The sequence below is a fragment of the Microbulbifer mixtoriginis (SeqCode) genome (genome assembly GCF_052467705.1).
The window spans coordinates 586,847-603,466 of record NZ_CP174322.1; the positions used below are offsets into that span (position 1 = coordinate 586,847).

General features: G+C 56.5%; 14 protein-coding genes. 13 read left to right on the forward strand and 1 reads right to left on the reverse strand.

The window, feature by feature from the left end; translation table 11 throughout:
- Positions 1–100: 100 nt before the first annotated feature.
- From ACJJIB_RS02745 to ACJJIB_RS02805, 13 genes are all read left to right on the forward strand, one after another.
- Positions 101–1,582 carry an NAD(P)H-hydrate dehydratase gene (locus tag ACJJIB_RS02745; protein ID WP_444887794.1) on the forward strand — a complete coding sequence of 494 codons (1,482 nt, stop codon included), beginning with the start codon at positions 101–103 and terminating at the stop codon, positions 1,580–1,582.
- Positions 1,583–1,584: 2 nt separating this feature from the next.
- Positions 1,585–2,073: a tRNA (adenosine(37)-N6)-threonylcarbamoyltransferase complex ATPase subunit type 1 TsaE gene (tsaE, locus tag ACJJIB_RS02750; protein WP_444887795.1), complete on the forward strand. Its 489-nt coding sequence runs from the start codon at positions 1,585–1,587 to the stop codon at positions 2,071–2,073.
- Positions 2,074–2,129: 56 nt separating this feature from the next.
- Positions 2,130–3,440, forward strand: a complete 1,311-nt coding sequence (locus tag ACJJIB_RS02755; protein WP_444887796.1) for an N-acetylmuramoyl-L-alanine amidase — start codon at positions 2,130–2,132, stop codon at positions 3,438–3,440.
- Positions 3,441–3,494: 54 nt separating this feature from the next.
- Positions 3,495–5,390: a DNA mismatch repair endonuclease MutL gene (gene mutL / locus ACJJIB_RS02760; protein WP_444887797.1), complete on the forward strand. Its 1,896-nt coding sequence runs from the start codon at positions 3,495–3,497 to the stop codon at positions 5,388–5,390.
- Between the two features lie 70 nt (positions 5,391–5,460).
- Entirely contained in the window at positions 5,461–6,384 is a 924-nt protein-coding gene (gene miaA, locus ACJJIB_RS02765; RefSeq protein ID WP_444888894.1) for a tRNA (adenosine(37)-N6)-dimethylallyltransferase MiaA, read from the forward strand.
- Positions 6,385–6,575: 191 nt separating this feature from the next.
- Entirely contained in the window at positions 6,576–6,860 is a 285-nt protein-coding gene (gene hfq / locus ACJJIB_RS02770) for an RNA chaperone Hfq (protein ID WP_020413623.1), read from the forward strand.
- A 136-nt stretch (positions 6,861–6,996) separates the two neighbouring features.
- A complete protein-coding gene (hflX, locus tag ACJJIB_RS02775; RefSeq protein ID WP_444887798.1) occupies positions 6,997–8,328 on the forward strand; it encodes a ribosome rescue GTPase HflX in 1,332 nt (443 codons plus the stop codon).
- 145 nt (positions 8,329–8,473) lie between these two features.
- Complete coding sequence (hflK, locus tag ACJJIB_RS02780) at positions 8,474–9,616, forward strand: FtsH protease activity modulator HflK (RefSeq protein ID WP_444887799.1); 1,143 nt, start codon at positions 8,474–8,476, stop codon at positions 9,614–9,616.
- An 11-nt stretch (positions 9,617–9,627) separates the two neighbouring features.
- Positions 9,628–10,500 carry a protease modulator HflC gene (hflC, locus tag ACJJIB_RS02785; RefSeq protein ID WP_252084208.1) on the forward strand — a complete coding sequence of 291 codons (873 nt, stop codon included), beginning with the start codon at positions 9,628–9,630 and terminating at the stop codon, positions 10,498–10,500.
- Between the two features lie 188 nt (positions 10,501–10,688).
- Positions 10,689–11,882, forward strand: a complete 1,194-nt coding sequence (locus tag ACJJIB_RS02790) for an ATP phosphoribosyltransferase regulatory subunit (RefSeq protein WP_444887800.1) — start codon at positions 10,689–10,691, stop codon at positions 11,880–11,882.
- Positions 11,883–12,009: 127 nt separating this feature from the next.
- A complete protein-coding gene (locus ACJJIB_RS02795; protein ID WP_444887801.1) occupies positions 12,010–13,332 on the forward strand; it encodes an adenylosuccinate synthase in 1,323 nt (440 codons plus the stop codon).
- A gap of 142 nt (positions 13,333–13,474) precedes the next feature.
- Positions 13,475–14,128, forward strand: a complete 654-nt coding sequence (gene trhA / locus ACJJIB_RS02800) for a PAQR family membrane homeostasis protein TrhA (RefSeq protein ID WP_252084211.1) — start codon at positions 13,475–13,477, stop codon at positions 14,126–14,128.
- Positions 14,129–14,298: 170 nt separating this feature from the next.
- Positions 14,299–15,519: a lytic murein transglycosylase gene (locus ACJJIB_RS02805; protein ID WP_444887802.1), complete on the forward strand. Its 1,221-nt coding sequence runs from the start codon at positions 14,299–14,301 to the stop codon at positions 15,517–15,519.
- A 7-nt stretch (positions 15,520–15,526) separates the two neighbouring features.
- Here ACJJIB_RS02805 and ACJJIB_RS02810 read toward each other — a convergent pair whose 3' ends face one another.
- The gene (locus ACJJIB_RS02810) at positions 15,527–16,549 is read right to left on the reverse strand and encodes a succinylglutamate desuccinylase/aspartoacylase family protein (protein ID WP_444887803.1); all 1,023 of its coding nucleotides are present in this window, start codon (positions 16,547–16,549) and stop codon (positions 15,527–15,529) included.
- Positions 16,550–16,620: the final 71 nt, after the last annotated feature.

The window sequence follows — 16,620 nt, forward strand, 5'->3', positions numbered from 1 at the left end:
TGACTGGCCGGGGCGGTATACTTTGCTGTCAGTGCAAGTGCCAGCAATACAATTGCCCATTTTGCCACAGATGACATCTTCACCACATTGCGGGAGCCGCATGGATACGCCACAACCTTTGTACAGTGCCGAATCGGTACGGGAACTCGACCGACAAACAATCGCCGCGCTGGAAATTCCTTCGATACAGCTGATGAAGCGCGCGGCCCGCGCAGCTTTCACCCATTTGCGCGCCCGCTGGACGGATATCGGCCGCATCCAGGTATTTTGTGGCGGTGGCAACAACGGCGGTGATGGCTATGTGATTGCGGCTCTGGCCGCGCAGAAGAAGATACCGGTGACGGTGTTTGCCTGTAGCGACCCCGAACTCTTGAAGGGCGATGCCCGCGAGGCCCATGCCTACGCCGTTCGCGAAGGCGTTCAGGTGCTGACCTCCCTGACCGAGCTGGACAGTACCGATGGTAACACCCTGATCGTGGATGCACTGCTGGGGACAGGGTTTAGCGGTGAGTTGCGTCAGGATGTTGCTCATGCCATTGAGCGAATTCGCAAGAGTCCCGGTCCGGTTTTTTCTGTGGATATTCCTTCGGGCCTGAGTGCCGATAGTGGCAGCGCTGATCTGGCCGTTCAGGCCGATATGACCGTGACCTTTATCGGTCGCAAGCTGGGCCTCTACTGTGGGCGTGGCCCGGCGCTTTGTGGCGAGGTGATCTTTGCCGATCTCGGCGCCCCCGCACCGGTTTATCAAGCAGTAGAGCCCCTGGCGCAACGGTTTGAGGGCTCCAGCCTGAGGCGCCTGCCCACGCGTGCTGCGGACAGCTACAAAAATATGTTTGGCCATATTCTGGTGGTTGGTGGCGACAGCGGTTTCGGTGGCGCAGCGCTGATGGCGGCGCAGTCCTCTGCACGCAGTGGTGCCGGTCTGATCTCCCTGGCAACCCGCCCGGAACACTTAATTGCCGCTTTGACCCGCTGCCCAGAGGTCATGGCCCATCCGGTTATTTCTGGCCAGGAACTGGAGCCACTTTTAGAGGGGCCCGATGTCATCGCAGTGGGCCCGGGTCTTGGCCGCTCTCCCTGGAGCGAACAGCTGCTGGCCCGCGCCGGCCGCGCTCAGGTGCCGCTGGTGGTGGATGCGGATGCACTGAATATCCTCGCCGCCGGGCGGGTACTCGCAGGTGTAAAACGCGATGATTGGGTGCTAACGCCCCATGTCGGCGAGTCGGCGCGCCTGCTCGGCTGCGATACCGCCGAGGTACTGGCAGACCCCCGCGCGGCGGCGGTGGCAGTTCAGCAGAAATTCAGTGGTGTGGTGATACTAAAAGGCGCCGGCACTCTGATTGCCCACGAAGGCGGTGTCGATCTGATCAACAGCGGTAATCCGGGTATGGCCTCGGGAGGCATGGGGGACCTGCTTACCGGAATAGTGGCGGCCTTGATCGGTCAGCACCTGCCTTTGGTAGATGCGGCGCGCCTGGCAGTTTGGCTGCATGGCGAAGCGGGTAACCGCGCCGCGGAGGATGGTCAGCGCGGCTTACTGGCCACAGATTTATTGCCCTGGATTCGACGGTTGGTGGACTGATAGTGAGTGAACTGAAATTGCATTTAGCGGACGAAGAGGCAACGGTGGCAGGCGGCGAAGCGCTGGGCCGCGCCTGCCTGGCCAGTGGTCTCCAGCAGGGGCTCACTCTGTACCTGAATGGCCAATTGGGTGCCGGCAAGACCACCTTTTGTCGCGGCGTGCTTAGAGCCTTTGGGCATCAGGGTGCGGTGAAGAGCCCCACTTACACCCTGGTTGAGCCCTACGAACTTGGACCCCAGCGGGTATATCACTTCGACCTATATCGCCTGGGAGATGCCGAAGAGTTGGAGTTTATGGGGGTGCGGGACTACTTCGCCACGCATAGCCTGAGCCTGGTGGAATGGCCGGAACGTGGCGCTGGCGTTTTACCTGAACCGGACTTGGAGTTGACTCTGCAAGTACCGGACAGCGGCCGCCAGCTGCTATTGAATACCCATTCCAAACAGGGAGAAGCGGTACTCGATACTCTGGCAAAGATGCTAAATAAATAGCAATTGGCCGGGATTCAGGGATGTGTAAAAACAATAAGTGAAAGGGTTGGGAAGTAATGAGTAGGATGTGGCGCTCGCTGGTGGCCCTGGTAACTGGGCTGGTAATTGCACTGCCGCTGATGGCGGCTGAAGTGGAGGGCGTGCGCCTGTGGCGGGCGCCGGACCACACGCGCCTGGTCTTCGACTTGAGCGGCCCGGCGGAGCACAAGTTGTTCACCTTGAGCGGGCCACATCGTGTTGTGGTGGATATTGCCGATACCCAATTGAAGGCGCAGTTAGATACTCTGGACCTGAAGGGTACTCCCATCGCCCAAGTACGCCACGCCCGCCACAACAAGAAAGACCTGCGCGTTGTCCTCGATCTGAAGCAGCAGATCAATCCGCGCAGTTTTTCCCTGCGCCGTCATGAATTACTGCCGGATCGCCTGGTGCTTGATCTTTACGACAAAGTGGAAAATCAAGAGAAGACCCTGCAGCAGGTAAGTACTGAACGCGACATCGTTATTGCCGTGAATGCTGGTCACGGCGGTGAGGATCCGGGTGCACTGGGTCCCAGAGGTCTGCGCGAGAAGGATGTGGTGCTGGCTATTGCGCGAAAACTACACAAAGAACTCGATCGCGAGCGGGGTTTCAGCGCAAAATTGGTCAGAACCGGCGATTACTTTATTCCTCTGCGTCAGAGGGTGAAGAAGGGGCGCAAAATGCGCGCGGATCTGTACATTTCGATTCACGCCGATGCCTTTACCCGCAAGGAGGCCCGCGGTGCCGGTGTCTATGCAGTTTCCTCGCGTGGCGCTACCAGTGAGACTGCACGTTTCCTGGCCCAGCGGGAAAATGAATCCGATCTGATAGGCGGTGTCGGTGACTTGAGCCTGGATGACAAGGATGACACCCTGGCCGGGGTATTACTGGATTTGTCGATGACCGCCACCATGAATGCCAGCCTGAATATTGGCGCCAGTGTACTGAATTCACTGGCCAGCTTTACACACTTGCACAAAAAGAAAGTGGAGCAGGCGAATTTTTCGGAGTTGCGCAACCCGGATGTACCCTCAATTTTGGTGGAAACAGGCTTTATCACTAACCCCTACGAGTCACGGCGATTGAGTGATCCCAAGTTTCAGCAGCGTATGGCAGAAAAGCTCAGTGAGGGTATAGTGGCTTACTTCCGCGCTAACCCTCCGGCGGGTACCTGGTTGGCAACCAATAAGCCTGCCAAGTCGCGTCGCCATGTGATTAGCCGCGGCGAGACACTGTCCGGAATTGCCGCGCGTTACCGGATTTCCGTGGCCTCCCTGAAGAAAGCCAACGGTATTAAAAACTCAGTGATCCGCGTGGGGCAGACTCTGAGTATCCCCTCGGGTTAGCCGCAAAGTTACCGCCTTATCGGCCCTTCAAATTAGCGTTAACAAGACAGAGTTATGCACGAACGTATCCAGCAATTATCTCCGCGTCTCGCCAACCAGATCGCTGCCGGTGAGGTGGTCGAACGCCCCGCCTCTGTAATCAAGGAGCTGCTGGAAAACAGTTTGGATGCTGGCGCCACGCGGCTGGAAGTGGATATCGATAATGGCGGTATCAAGCGCATGAAAGTGCGGGATAACGGTAAGGGTATCGAGAAAGAGGATTTGCCCATGGCGTTGGCGCGCCATGCCACATCGAAAATCCATGTGCTGGAAGATCTGGAAGCGGTGGCCACCCTGGGTTTCCGTGGTGAGGCCCTGGCCAGTATTTCCTCTGTCGCGCGATTGAATCTGATCAGTAGCCGCGATGAGAGCGGCAAGGGCTGGCAAGTGAGTGCCGAGGGCCGTGATATGCAGGCGCAGCTGGCCCCAGCGGCCCACCCCCGCGGCACCACCGTGGATGTGCGTGATCTATTTTTCAATACGCCGGCGAGGCGTAAGTTTCTGCGAACCGAGAAGACTGAATTTAACCGTATCGATGACACCATCAAGCGCCTCGCGCTGTCCCGCTTCGATGTGTCTATCACTCTGCGCCACAACGGCAAGGGCGTGCACAATCTGCGCGCCGGCAACGGCCGTGTGGAGATGGAGCGCCGCGTGGCGCAGGTATGCGGTCCGGCGTTTATGCAGAACGCCCTGCATATCGATGTGGAGCGCAGTGGTTTGCGCCTATGGGGTTGGGTGGCCGAGCCGGCTTTCTCCCGCTCCCAGGCCGATCTGCAATTCTTTTACGTCAATGGGCGTGCTATCCGCGATAAGGTGGTGAGTCATGCGGTGCGCCGTGCCTTTGCGGATGTGCTCTATCACGGCCGCCATCCGGCGTTTGTGCTCTATCTGGAGCTGGACCCGGCATCGGTAGATGTAAATGTACACCCAACCAAGCACGAGGTGCGTTTCCGCGATGGTCGCTTGGTACACGACTTTTTGTTTGGCAGTTTGCATCGGGCTCTGGCGGATGTGCGCCCAGGGCAGAAAGATGAGCAAGCTGAAGAGGCTGATGGGCAAGAAAATGGTGCTGCTGAAAGAGTCAGTGGTATTCAGGCAGGAGAGTTTTCCGGCCAACAAAAAATGCCGCTCTCCAATCGCCCCTCACCGGCGAGCTTACAGCAGCAAATGAATGCCTACGGTGCCTTGCATCAACCCTATCGGGAGCCGGCGGCTGTTGCTGAGCCTGCGGTACCTTCTCCAGATGCGCTTCCGGCTGGCGCTCCTGTTGCACCAATGGCTGCGCAGGCACCCACGATTAACGAGAGTGCTAATGGAGAAGATGTTCCGCCGTTGGGTTTTGCCATCGCTCAGCTGCATGGCATATATATCCTCGCGCAGAACGAGCAGGGCATGATCGTGGTGGACATGCATGCCGCCCACGAGCGTATTGTCTATGAACAGATGAAAGTGGCCCATGCTGCGGGCGGTATTCAGGCACAGCCATTGCTGGTACCAGTGAGCCTGGCGGTCAGCCAGCGCGAGGCGGATTGCTTCGAGGAGCGCAGCGAAGTGTTTACGGCTCTCGGATTCGTGCTACAGCGCGCAGGCCCGGAAACTTTACTGGTACGGCAGGTGCCGACCATGTTGCACGGTGCTCAGGTGGAGCAACTGGTGCGCGATGTATTGTCAGATTTACTTGGGCAGGGTGACAGCGAGCGTATAGGCGAGCAAATCAACGAAGTGCTCGCCACCATGGCCTGTCACGGGTCTGTACGTGCCAACCGCCGCTTGACGATTCCGGAAATGAACGCGCTGCTGCGGGATATGGAACGCACTGAGCGCAGCGGCCAGTGCAATCACGGCCGTCCGACCTGGACCCAGGTTAAACTGGCGGATATGGATAAGTGGTTTATGCGCGGTCAATAATCGCGTTTTGGAAGTAGGTGGTGATTTGAGCGAGCGCACTCTGGACGATAAACCCCGCGCAATTTTTTTGATGGGTCCCACGGCATCGGGCAAGACGGATTTGGCCATGGCTTTGGCCGATCGCCTGCCGGTGGAATTAATTAGTGTGGATTCGGCTCTCGTTTATCGGGGCCTCGACGTGGGCTCGGCCAAGCCCAGCGGGGAGGAGCTGGCCCGCTATCCCCATCGCTTGATCGATATCTGTGATCCCAGCGAGTCTTTTTCTGCCGGCCGATTTCGCAAAGATGCTCTCGAAGCTATGGACGAAATCAGCGCAGCCGGTAAGATCCCTTTACTGGTTGGCGGAACTATGTTGTATTTCCGTGCTCTCCTGGAAGGAATGGCAAAGTTGCCAGAGGCCGACCTGAAGCTACGCGCTGAGATTGAAGTGCGTGCCGAACGTGAAGGCTGGCCGGCATTGCATGCGGAACTCGCACAAGTCGACCCGCAATTAGCCGCGGAACTGCATCCTAATCACTCGGTACGTATAGAGCGGGGGCTGGAGGTTTATCGGCTTACCGGTGTGCCTCTTTCCCAGTTGCGTCGAGAACAATCTGGTGGCGGGGTACAGGAATGCTACCACTTGACTCAGTTGGCGATAATGCCCCGGGACAGGTCGCTGCTACATCGGCGTATCGAACTGCGCTTTAAGCGGATGCTCGAAGCTGGGTTTGTGCAGGAAGTGCGCGGTTTATTTGATCGTGGCGATCTGCATGAGGATCTACCGGCGATTCGTGCGGTGGGCTATCGTCAAGTGTGGCAGTATCTGGAAGGGCACTGCGATTATGATGAGATGGTTGCTGCGGGAATTGCCGCCACCCGCCAGTTGGCCAAACGACAGCTGACGTGGTTGCGGCGCTGGCCCGAGTTGGAAATTTTGTACACTCAGGACAGCGAGGGTAGGGTGCGTGAGAATGATGAAATATTGGCCGAAGCCTTGAAATTTCTCGCTTGAGCATCCATAACGTGGTTGGGCTATAAAACGACAAGCTCAGTCAGTCAGTTTTCACAGGGTCGGCCTTTTCCGGCTCGCAACTACACTACTTATTACGCGTATTCGACCTCAGTCGTTTTTTGATCCGCGCACTTCGCGGATACGATTGCGGCCTGCATACCGCATTCAGCTTTTTGACAAGGAGAAAAAAGATGTCAAAAGGGCACAGCTTACAAGACCCTTACCTCAACGTATTGCGCAAAGAGCGTATCCCGGTTTCTATCTATCTGGTAAACGGCATCAAGCTCCAAGGGCAAATTGAATCTTTCGACCAGTTTGTGGTGTTGCTGAAAAATACCGTCAGCCAAATGGTTTACAAGCACGCTATTTCTACTGTTGTACCGTCCCGCGCAGTGCGCGTCCCCCTGTTGAACCCAGCCGCACAGCATGGCGGCGAGGGCAATGGTGAAGGCGGTGAGCGCGAATCTTTCAGCTGATTGAGTTGCGCTTAACGAGACTCGCGCCCCGTTACCGGGGCGCAAGCAGCCGAGTGAATCCGGAGTTGGACTTGCGGCTGCCATTTCAATCTAGGGAGCCAGATAGGCGCCCATTTCCTCATATAGAGATTTCCCATTGTTTTTCGATCGACCGGAATCTGGTGAACTGGCAGTACTGGTACACCTTGAACTCTCCGCTATAGACAGCCCCGATGATCCTCGCGAATTTGAGGAGCTGGCCCTCTCTGCCGGAGCCGATCCGGTCAGTTTTATTTTTGGACAACGTGCCACTCCAGACCCTAAAACCTTTGTTGGTCGAGGTAAGCTGGAAGAGATTCGCCAGGAAGTGAAAGAGCAGGGTGCCGAGCTGGTGATCTTTGATCACACCCTCTCACCCAGCCAAGAGCGCAATATTGAGCGTGAACTCAAGTGCCGGGTGCTGGATCGCACCGGCCTGATTCTGGATATCTTCGCCCAGCGTGCGCGCACCCATGAAGGTAAGTTGCAGGTGGAGCTGGCGCAATTGCGCCATATGACCACCCGCCTGGTGCGAGGATGGACCCATCTGGAACGGCAGAAAGGCGGTATCGGTTTACGCGGACCGGGCGAGACCCAGCTGGAAACGGATCGGCGTTTATTGCGTGCGCGTATCGATTCCATTGAGAAGCGCCTGGAAAAAGTTCGCCGCCAGCGAGAGCAGGGCCGGCGTGCGCGCTCCCGTGCCGAAGTGGCTACGGTTTCCCTGGTGGGTTACACGAACGCCGGTAAGTCGACACTGTTTAACAGGCTTACTGATGCCGACGTGTATGTGCGCGATCAACTGTTCGCGACCCTAGACCCTACTATGCGAAGGGTTGAATTACCCAATGTCGGCGCCATGATCCTTGCTGATACGGTAGGTTTTGTTTCGCACCTGCCACACAAACTGGTGGAGGCGTTCCGCGCGACCCTGGAAGAGGCTGCGCAGGCAACGCTGCTTCTACATGTGGTGGATGCCGCCGCAGAAGATCGTCTGCACCTGATGGAAGAGGTTCAGACCGTACTGGAAGAAATTGGTGCTGCGGATATTCCGCAGCTGCTGGTGTACAACAAAATCGACCTGCTCGCCGACAGTGAGCCCCGCATTGACCGCGATGAAGAGGGGGTACCGCGTGCGGTTTGGTTCTCTGCGGTGACCGGTGCTGGTTGTGACCTGCTGGTGGAGGCGATTGCAGAGCGCCTGGGAGAGCAGATGGTACAGGGGCTGCTGGTGGTAAAACCACAGCAATCCCGCCTGCGCGCACAGCTCTACCAGATCAACGCGGTGCAGAGCGAACACTATCGGGATAATGGCGATTGCGAATTGCAGTTGTTGCTTCCTCGCAGTGATTTCCAGCGTTTACTGGCCCCATTTACAGATGGTGGTGAAGAGCCGGAGTGGCTGCCACAAGAGGCACTTCCCGATGATAATGAGGCGCAAGAACACTAGCGCCAGCACATTTTCGTGTGGCCGATGCGGCCCCAATTGCGACAAACTTGCCTTCAGCAGAGGTCTGGCGGCAATATTTTGCCGGCGGGGAATGCTAGAATCCGCCGGAGTCAAAGCTTAAATGATCAGAGTTGGAGTAATTTAGATGGCCTGGAATGAACCGGGTGGTAACAACGGCAAAGACCCTTGGGGTGGCGGCGGTGGTAACCGCAATAACGATGGCCCACCGGATCTCGACGAACTGTTCCGCAAAGTCCAGCAGAAACTCGGTGGGTTGTTTGGTGGCAGTCCCAGTACTGGAACGGGCAACTTTCCCTGGATGCTGGTGATTGTTGTTGCCGTATTGATTTATGCAGGGCTTGGTATTTATCAGGTCAATGCCAACGAACAGGCGGTGGTATTGCGCCTTGGTAAATACCACTCGACCGAATCGGCCGGCCTGCACTGGAATCCACCGCTGATCGACAGTGTAACCAAGGTCAATATGACTGAGGTGCGTACCGAGCGCACCACCGGACAGATGCTGACCGAAGATGCCAATATCGTTGAAGTGGTATTGACCGTGCAATGGCAGGTAAGTGATGCGGAGTCTTTTGTACTGCGTGTACGCGAACCTGTGAAGAGTTTACAGGAGGCCACTGACAGTGCCCTGCGCCACGTAGTGGGCTCTCTCACTCTGAACGGTGTGATTTCGCAAAACCGGACCCAGGTATCCACCGACACCCAACAGCGCCTGCAGGAGTACCTGGATTTGTACCAAACGGGTATCCGTATCGATGTGGTGAACTTGACTGACGCCAAGGCGCCCCGCGAAGTGCAGGATGCCTTTGACGATGTAACCAAGGCCCGCGAGGATGAGGTGCGTCTGCAAAATGAAGCCCAGGCTTACGCCAACCAGGTGATCCCTGTTGCCCGCGGTCAGGCCCAGCGCATTATCGAAGAGGCGGAAGCCTACAAGGCCCGTGTAGTCGAGAGTGCCCGCGGTGAGGCGGTACGCTTCGAGAAGCTGCTCACAGAGTATGAGCGTGCGCCGGAAGTGACTCGCGAGCGTCTGTACCTGGATGCGGTGCAGGATGTAATGTCCAGTACTTCGAAAGTCATGGTGGATGTCGAGGGTGGCAACAACATGATGTACCTGCCGCTGGATAAGCTGGCACAGGAGAGCTCATCCCAGGCGGCCCAACGTAAAGACACCTCCCCGATCGTAATCGAAGAGGTCTACCAGCGTATCGTCGAGCGCCTGCGTCAGGATGCCGCCAGCAGCCGCCGCAGCCAGACTGTTCGCTAGGAGGTGATGGAATGAACAACAAATCTTTGGGAATTATTGTTGCACTGCTGCTCGTCGTCCTGTTGGTTTCCTCCAGCGCCTTCGTGGTGAAGGAAACGGAAAAGGCCGTGTTGCTGCGCTTTGGTGAGCTGGTGCGCACCTATACCGAGCCGGGGCTCTACTTCAAGATTCCGTTTGCGGAGAAGCTGCGTAAGTTTGATGCTCGTATCCAAACTGTGGATTCAAGCCCGGTGCGTATGCTCAATAGCGAAAACAAGTTCATGATGGTGGACTCGTACGCTAAATACCGTATCTCCGATGTGAGTAAGTTCTACATCGCTACCCGTGGCGATGAGCGCAATGCGGTGCGTCTACTGTCTGAGCGGATCAACGATCAGCTGCGTAACCAGTTCGGTGTGCGTGACCTGCATGAGGTAGTCAGTGGTGAGCGCGATGAGCTGATGGCGGAGATCACCAAAAACCTGAATAAGGTTGCTCAGGGCGACTTGGGTGTGGAGGTGATCGATGTGCGCGTCAAGCGCATCGACCTGCCACCAGAAGTCTCCGAGTCCGTGTTCCAGCGTATGCGTGCAGGCCGTGAGCTGGAGGCAAGGGATCACCGAGCCAAAGGGCAGGAGGCCAGTGAGCGGATCAAAGCCAATGCCGATCGCCAAAAGGTGGTGATTGAGTCCGAGGCCTACCGCCAGGCCGAAGAACTGCGTGGTGCTGGGGATGCGGAGGCGGCATCGATTTATGCCGCAGCCTATACCAAGAACCCCGAGTTCTACCGCTTCACGCGCAGCCTACAGGCTTATAGGGAATCTTTCCGCAGCAAATCCGATATGTTGCTGGTGGATCCGGATAGTGAGTTTTTCCGCTATCTGAAGGACCCTAAAGGGCAATAAACCAACTTGCGGGGCAAATGGCAGCGGATTATCCCTAACCCCCAGCTGTTTGCCCGAGGTCGTGGCTGTCCTTGCGACAGCCCTACCTTCCTGCCGGCAGTTGGTGCTAAAATCACGCAAACCGGGCCTCGCCCGGTTTTTTTGTGGAAGCCGACGCGCCTCATTAACTCTGAAAAGTCCGTTTCACCATGACTCAAGCCGATCGTTGGATGCTGCCGGATGGCATCGCGGAGATTTTGCCCGCGGGAGCTGTTCAAGTTGAAACCCTGCGCCGCCGACTGTTGGACCTCTACCATTGCTGGGGGTACGAGTTGGTGATACCGCCAATGTTGGAATTCACCGAGTCCCTGCTGGTTGGTATGGGGCGTGATCTCGACCTGAGCACCTTCAAGGTCACAGACCAGATTTCCGGCCGCACACTCGGTATTCGCGCCGATATTACCCCGCAGACCGCGCGTATCGATGCGCATAGTTTTCCTCGTGCGGGGGCTAACCGCCTGTGCTACGCGGGTCAGGTCCTGCACACCCGGCCACGTACCGCGATGGGCTCGCGTGCGCCGATCCAGATAGGTGCGGAATTGTTTGGCGTGGACAGCCTCAGTGGAGATATCGAAGTGATCTCCCTGATGCTGGAGAGCCTGCAGGTTGCCGGGGTAGAAGATATTTATTTGGACCTCGGCCATGTAGCGATTTACCGAAGTCTCGCCGAGGCAGCCGGGCTCGGTGACAGTGAGCGTGAAGAACTTTCCGCGCTGCTGCAGAACAAGGCCAGTGCCGATGTTTACAGCTGGGTGTCTGAGAATATTAGTGATTCACAGGTATCGGGCTGGCTGCAAGCTCTCCCCAGTCTTGCCGGCGGGCTCGACTGCCTGGAACGAGCCGCCACTCAGTTGGCGGGAGCGCCGCAGGCTCTGTTGGATGCTTTGTCTGATCTGCAGCAGGTCGCCGAGGCTCTGGGGCAGCGCTACCCGGCGGTGACCCTGTTCTTCGATTTGAGTGAAGTGCGTGGATACGACTATGAAACCGGCTTGGTATTCGCCGCTTACACACCGGGCCACGGGCAGGCACTCGCCAATGGTGGCCGCTACAACGGTATCGGTGCAGTATTTGGCCGGGACCGCCCGGCAACGGGCTTTAGTAGTGATTTAGTGGCTCTCAACACGCTGGGTACCAGCGCGATACCCGCTGAGGGCGCCATACTCGCGCCGGAGGTAAGTGGTTCCCAGGGCGCCGGGCTGTGGCGCGCAATTGATGAGCTGCGCGAGCGGGGAGAGGTGGTCATTGCCACTCTTTCCGATAGCGCAGAGAGCGATCTTCATTCGCGTTGTGATCGCGAGCTGGTATTCGAGGGCAACTCCTGGGTGGTAAAGCCCCGGGATTGAACAAAGGCGGGCGCAGCGGATGTGCCAATAATGTGCCTATATTGGTGCGGTGAACCCCGCAAGATTCATTGATGTAGGGGCCTCTCGGCCTCCTGCAGAACGAAACCTGAGTTAGAGATTGATACAGATGGGCAAGAATGTAGTAGTGCTGGGTACCCAGTGGGGCGATGAAGGCAAGGGTAAAATTGTCGATTTGCTGACAGAACAGGTCTCCCTGGTGGTGCGCTTTCAGGGCGGACACAACGCCGGCCATACCCTGGTGATCGACGGTGAGAAAACTGTACTGCACCTGATCCCCTCCGGTATCCTGCGCCCCAGCGTGACCTGCCTGATCGGCAACGGTGTGGTGCTGTCACCGGAAGCATTACTCAAGGAAATGTCTGAGTTGGAAGAGCGCGGTGTTCCAGTGCGCAAGCGCTTGCGCCTGTCTCCGGCCTGTCCTCTGATTCTGCCGGTGCATGTGGCACTGGATCAGGCCCGTGAAAAGGCGCGCGGTGCCAAAGCAATCGGTACCACCGGTCGCGGTATCGGTCCCGCCTATGAAGACAAAGTTGCCCGCCGCGGTCTGCGCCTCGGTGACCTGTGTAACTGGGAGAACTTCTGCAATCAGCTCAAGGAGCTGATTGACTACCACAATTTTGCCCTGACCGAATACTACAAAGTCGATCCGGTGAGCTACGAGGATACTCTCGAGCAGGCTAAGATCTGGCGTGAGCAACTGGTGCCGATGATCATCGATGTGGCCGACCAGCTGCATAAGGCCCGAGAACAGGGTGAGCACATCCTATTTGAGGGGGCCCAGGGTTCCCTGCTGGATATTGACCACGGTACCTATCCGTTTGTGACCTCCTCCAATACCACTGCTGGCGGCACCGCCACTGGTTCTGGTTTTGGCCCCCTCTACCTGGATTACGTACTGGGTATCACCAAGGCCTACACCACCCGCGTTGGTAGTGGCCCTTTCCCCACCGAACTCGACTGTGAAGTAGGGCGTCACCTGGGTGAGAAGGGACATGAATTTGGTGCTACTACCGGGCGCCAGCGTCGCACCGGCTGGTTCGATGCCGTTGCCGTACGTCATGCTATTCGTATTAACAGTATCTCCGGCTTGTGTCTGACCAAGCTGGATGTACTCGATGGTCTCGAGGAAGTGAAGATCTGTGTCGGTTACCGCAACAGTGCCGGAGAAGAAGTACCGGTACCTTTCGACGCTGCCGGTTGGGAAGGGGTAGAGCCTGTATACGAAAGCATGCCTGGCTGGACAGAGAATACCTTCGGTGTACGTCGTGAGGCGGACCTGCCGGCCAATGCCAAGGCTTATATCTCCCGTATCGAAGAGCTGGTGGGTGCGCCGGTAGATATTGTTTCTACAGGTCCCGACCGCAACGAGACGATCGTTCGCGCCTCTTCCGCTCTATGTGAAATGGGAATCCATAACGCGAGCGTATAAGCCTCTAAAGCCTGCTTGTGAATCTACGGTCAAACCCTGGCCTTGCTATTTTTAGTGAGGCCTTTGATCATTAGACCTGATTCAAGTTATCGGTCGAGTGGTTTTGAAGCCACTCGCTACCAGAATTCAATCGGGCCAATTTATGACCTCTTCCGTTTCCGTTGCCAGCCGCTATAGCTTTGCTGAAGAGATTGCCAATAGCGTAACCCACGGTATCGGAGCCGTTCTGGCTATTGCTGGTTTGGGTGTTCTCACTGGTTTCGCCGCACTGCGTGGGGATGCCTGGCATATCGTCAGCTCCAGTGTCTATGCCTCTACCCTGATTCTTTGTTTCCTCGCTTCGACTCTTTATCACGCCGTCAGCCATATAGGCGCCAAGGCGATATTACGAACTCTGGATCACTCCTCAATTTTTCTGCTGATTGCCGGCACCTATACGCCCTTTACCCTAGTGACTCTACGCGGGCCCTGGGGTTGGTGGTTGTTTGGCATTATCTGGGGCTTGGCACTGCTGGGCTTGATTATCCAGTTCACTCCCTTGAAAAAGATCCGTGCACTGTCGATCACCCTCAGCGCCCTGATGGGCTGGGTGGTTATCGCTGCAATCAAGCCCCTGGCGAATAGTCTTGAGACCGGTGGTCTATGGCTGTTGGTGCTGGGGGGGCTCTGTTATACCGGCGGTATTGCCTTTTATTTGTGGCGCAGCCTGCGTTTTCACCACGCTATTTGGCACCTATTTGTGCTGGCTGGCGGTATTTTGCATTTCTTCGCCGTACTCTTTTACGTCATTCCCTGATTTTGTGGCCCTGGTCACAGGGCCTCGCCATCACCAGAACTTCCTTTCGACTCCACTGTCCCCATTAATGACGGATCAAGCGGATGACACCATTGGAGAAATCCGCCTTCCGGAAGAGAGAGGCTCGTTCTAACCTTGTGCGAGCGAAATGTCGTGTCAAAGGTACTCCCATGCCCAAATTGCAACGGTTCCCCGCACTGCTCTATGTTCTTACCCTCTGTTTGGCGTTATTCACTCTACAGGCTCAGGCTGCCGATAAGCCGGACCCGGCTTTTGAAAAGTGGGTAAAGGAGTTCCGCCAAACGGCCGTTAAGAATGGGATTTCCCCTCAGGTTTACGACCAGGCCTTTAAAGGCATTACCTCTCCTGACCAGTGGGTACTGGATAGAGCCAGTTACCAGCCGGAATTCAAGGCGCCGGTGTGGCAGTACTTCGACAACCGTGTGCAAAAGCGCGCTATCGAGCGGGGCAAGCGGGAAAAAGAGAAGATGCAGCCCTGGCTCGATAAAATCGAGAAGCGCTTCGGTGTGGACCCCAATATCCTACTGGCAATCTGGTCGGTGGAATCGAGCTTCGGAGGCATTCTTGGCAATGAGACGGTAATGCGCAGTGTAATCCGCTCCCTCGCGACCCTGGCCTATGCAGATCCCCAGCGCAAGAAGTTTGGTCGGCAGCAGTTGTTGGCGGCACTGAAAATCCTGCAGGCCGGTGATGTTGAAGGTCAACACCTGCTTGGATCTTGGGCAGGAGCTATGGGGCATACGCAGTTTATCCCCACCAGTTACCAGGCTTATGCTGTAGACATCGACGGCGACGGCAAGCGTGATATCTGGAATTCGGTGCCGGATGCACTGGCTACCGCAGCCAATTTGCTTTCCAGTAATGGCTGGCAGAAAGGTAAGCCCTGGGGCTATGAAGTCACCATTCCCGCCAAGAAAATGCCGGGCGGTAAATTGACAGTTGCGGAGTGGGAAAAGCTCGGAGTCAAGCGCGCCAATGGTGAGCCCTTTCCAAGTAAGAAAGCTGTGGCGGAGCTGAAGCTGCCTGATGGGCGCAATGGTCCGGCATTTCTAGTATTTAAGAATTTCTTTGTACTCAAGCGTTACAACAACTCCGATCGTTATGCTATAGCCATCGGTTTACTTTCGGATCGTATTGGCGGCGGCGCGCCGCTGGTGAAAGACTGGAACCGCCCATTTACTCCCCTCGACGGCAGTCAAGTTGAACAGTTGCAAAAACTGCTGAAGCAGAAGGGTTTCTACAGTGGTGAAATTGATGGTAAAGCTGGTCCGGGAACCCGAAAAGCGATAAAGGCTTTCGAGAAGAGCGCCGGTGTGGAGGAGAAGGGCTTTCCCAGTAAAGAGGTATTGGAGTTGCTTCAGAAACAGTAGGGCGCCTCTAAAAGTTCTCATCCGGTAGTAGGCTGTCCTGCAATAACTCGAGGTTTTCAACTACCTCCTGGGGTTCGTGGAAATAGGCGATGTGATACATCGCCTCGCCCTCCTGCACCAGTGGGATGTTCTGCTTGCCGATTATGATTCCCTCGCCATTACTGCGTACCTGGTCTAGTTCATTGCCATAGGGGTCGGCAACAGTGGCGAGCAGGTCACCTTCGTACACTTGATCACCAAGCGCTTTAAGGTGGGTGGCTATGCCGCTGTCGCCAGCTCTTAGCCAGCCACTGCTACGAGCGATAAAGGGTTCTATTAAGCTGCGTCTGCGCCTTACCGGGAGCATACCCAGATGCCTGAGAACGTTAGTCACTCCTTTCAGCCCAGCGCGAATGCACAACTCATCAAAGCGCAGGGCTTCTCCTGCCTCATAAAGGAGGATTCTCACTCCCCGATCTGCGGCCGCCTGGCGTAGGGAGCCATCGCGAATCGATGCATTCAGCAATACCGGTACACCGAAAGCCTTGGCCATGGCACGGGTCACATCGTCGTCGAGATTGGCGCGTACCTGGGGAAGGTTACTGCGGTGGGCGGCCCCGGTATGTAGATCGATGCCGTAATCGCATTTGGCCACTATCTCACGTAGAAACACATGGGCCATTCGCGCAGCCAGGGAGCCTTTGGCTGAACCGGGAAAGCTGCGATTGAGGTCGCGGCGATCGGGTAGGTAGCGGGTGTGCTGGAGCACACCGTAGACATTGACCATAGGTACGGCAATCAGGTTACCGCGAAGGGATTTTAGACTGCGGCTCTGAATCAAACGGCTGATGATTTCGATGCCGTTCAGCTCATCGCCGTGCACGGCCGCACAGACAAAAATCGTGGGCCCCTCCCGTTTACCGCGCTGTACATAAACGGGTATGGCCATTTCTGTATTGGTGTAGAGGCTGACTACAGGCAGGTCTATATGGCGGGATTCCCCCTTGGCCACTGCGATACCGCCAATTTCAAAGTTCGGGGATTCTTGCATGGTTACGTTCACAATTGAGAGCTCTAAGTTTAGGGAATAGAGCAGGCGAGGGTGGGCCCCGATGAGGGGCG

Coding starts and splice junctions, on each gene's coding strand:
- ACJJIB_RS02810 (WP_444887803.1), bottom strand. CDS start 16,549: ATGCAAGAATCCCCGAACTTTGAAATTGGCGGTATCGCAGTGGCCAAG.
- mutL (WP_444887797.1), top strand. CDS start 3,495: ATGCACGAACGTATCCAGCAATTATCTCCGCGTCTCGCCAACCAGATC.
- hflC (WP_252084208.1), top strand. CDS start 9,628: ATGAACAACAAATCTTTGGGAATTATTGTTGCACTGCTGCTCGTCGTC.
- trhA (WP_252084211.1), top strand. CDS start 13,475: ATGACCTCTTCCGTTTCCGTTGCCAGCCGCTATAGCTTTGCTGAAGAG.
- ACJJIB_RS02790 (WP_444887800.1), top strand. CDS start 10,689: ATGACTCAAGCCGATCGTTGGATGCTGCCGGATGGCATCGCGGAGATT.
- ACJJIB_RS02795 (WP_444887801.1), top strand. CDS start 12,010: ATGGGCAAGAATGTAGTAGTGCTGGGTACCCAGTGGGGCGATGAAGGC.
- ACJJIB_RS02805 (WP_444887802.1), top strand. CDS start 14,299: ATGCCCAAATTGCAACGGTTCCCCGCACTGCTCTATGTTCTTACCCTC.
- ACJJIB_RS02755 (WP_444887796.1), top strand. CDS start 2,130: ATGAGTAGGATGTGGCGCTCGCTGGTGGCCCTGGTAACTGGGCTGGTA.
- hfq (WP_020413623.1), top strand. CDS start 6,576: ATGTCAAAAGGGCACAGCTTACAAGACCCTTACCTCAACGTATTGCGC.
- miaA (WP_444888894.1), top strand. CDS start 5,461: ATGGGTCCCACGGCATCGGGCAAGACGGATTTGGCCATGGCTTTGGCC.
- ACJJIB_RS02745 (WP_444887794.1), top strand. CDS start 101: ATGGATACGCCACAACCTTTGTACAGTGCCGAATCGGTACGGGAACTC.
- hflK (WP_444887799.1), top strand. CDS start 8,474: ATGGCCTGGAATGAACCGGGTGGTAACAACGGCAAAGACCCTTGGGGT.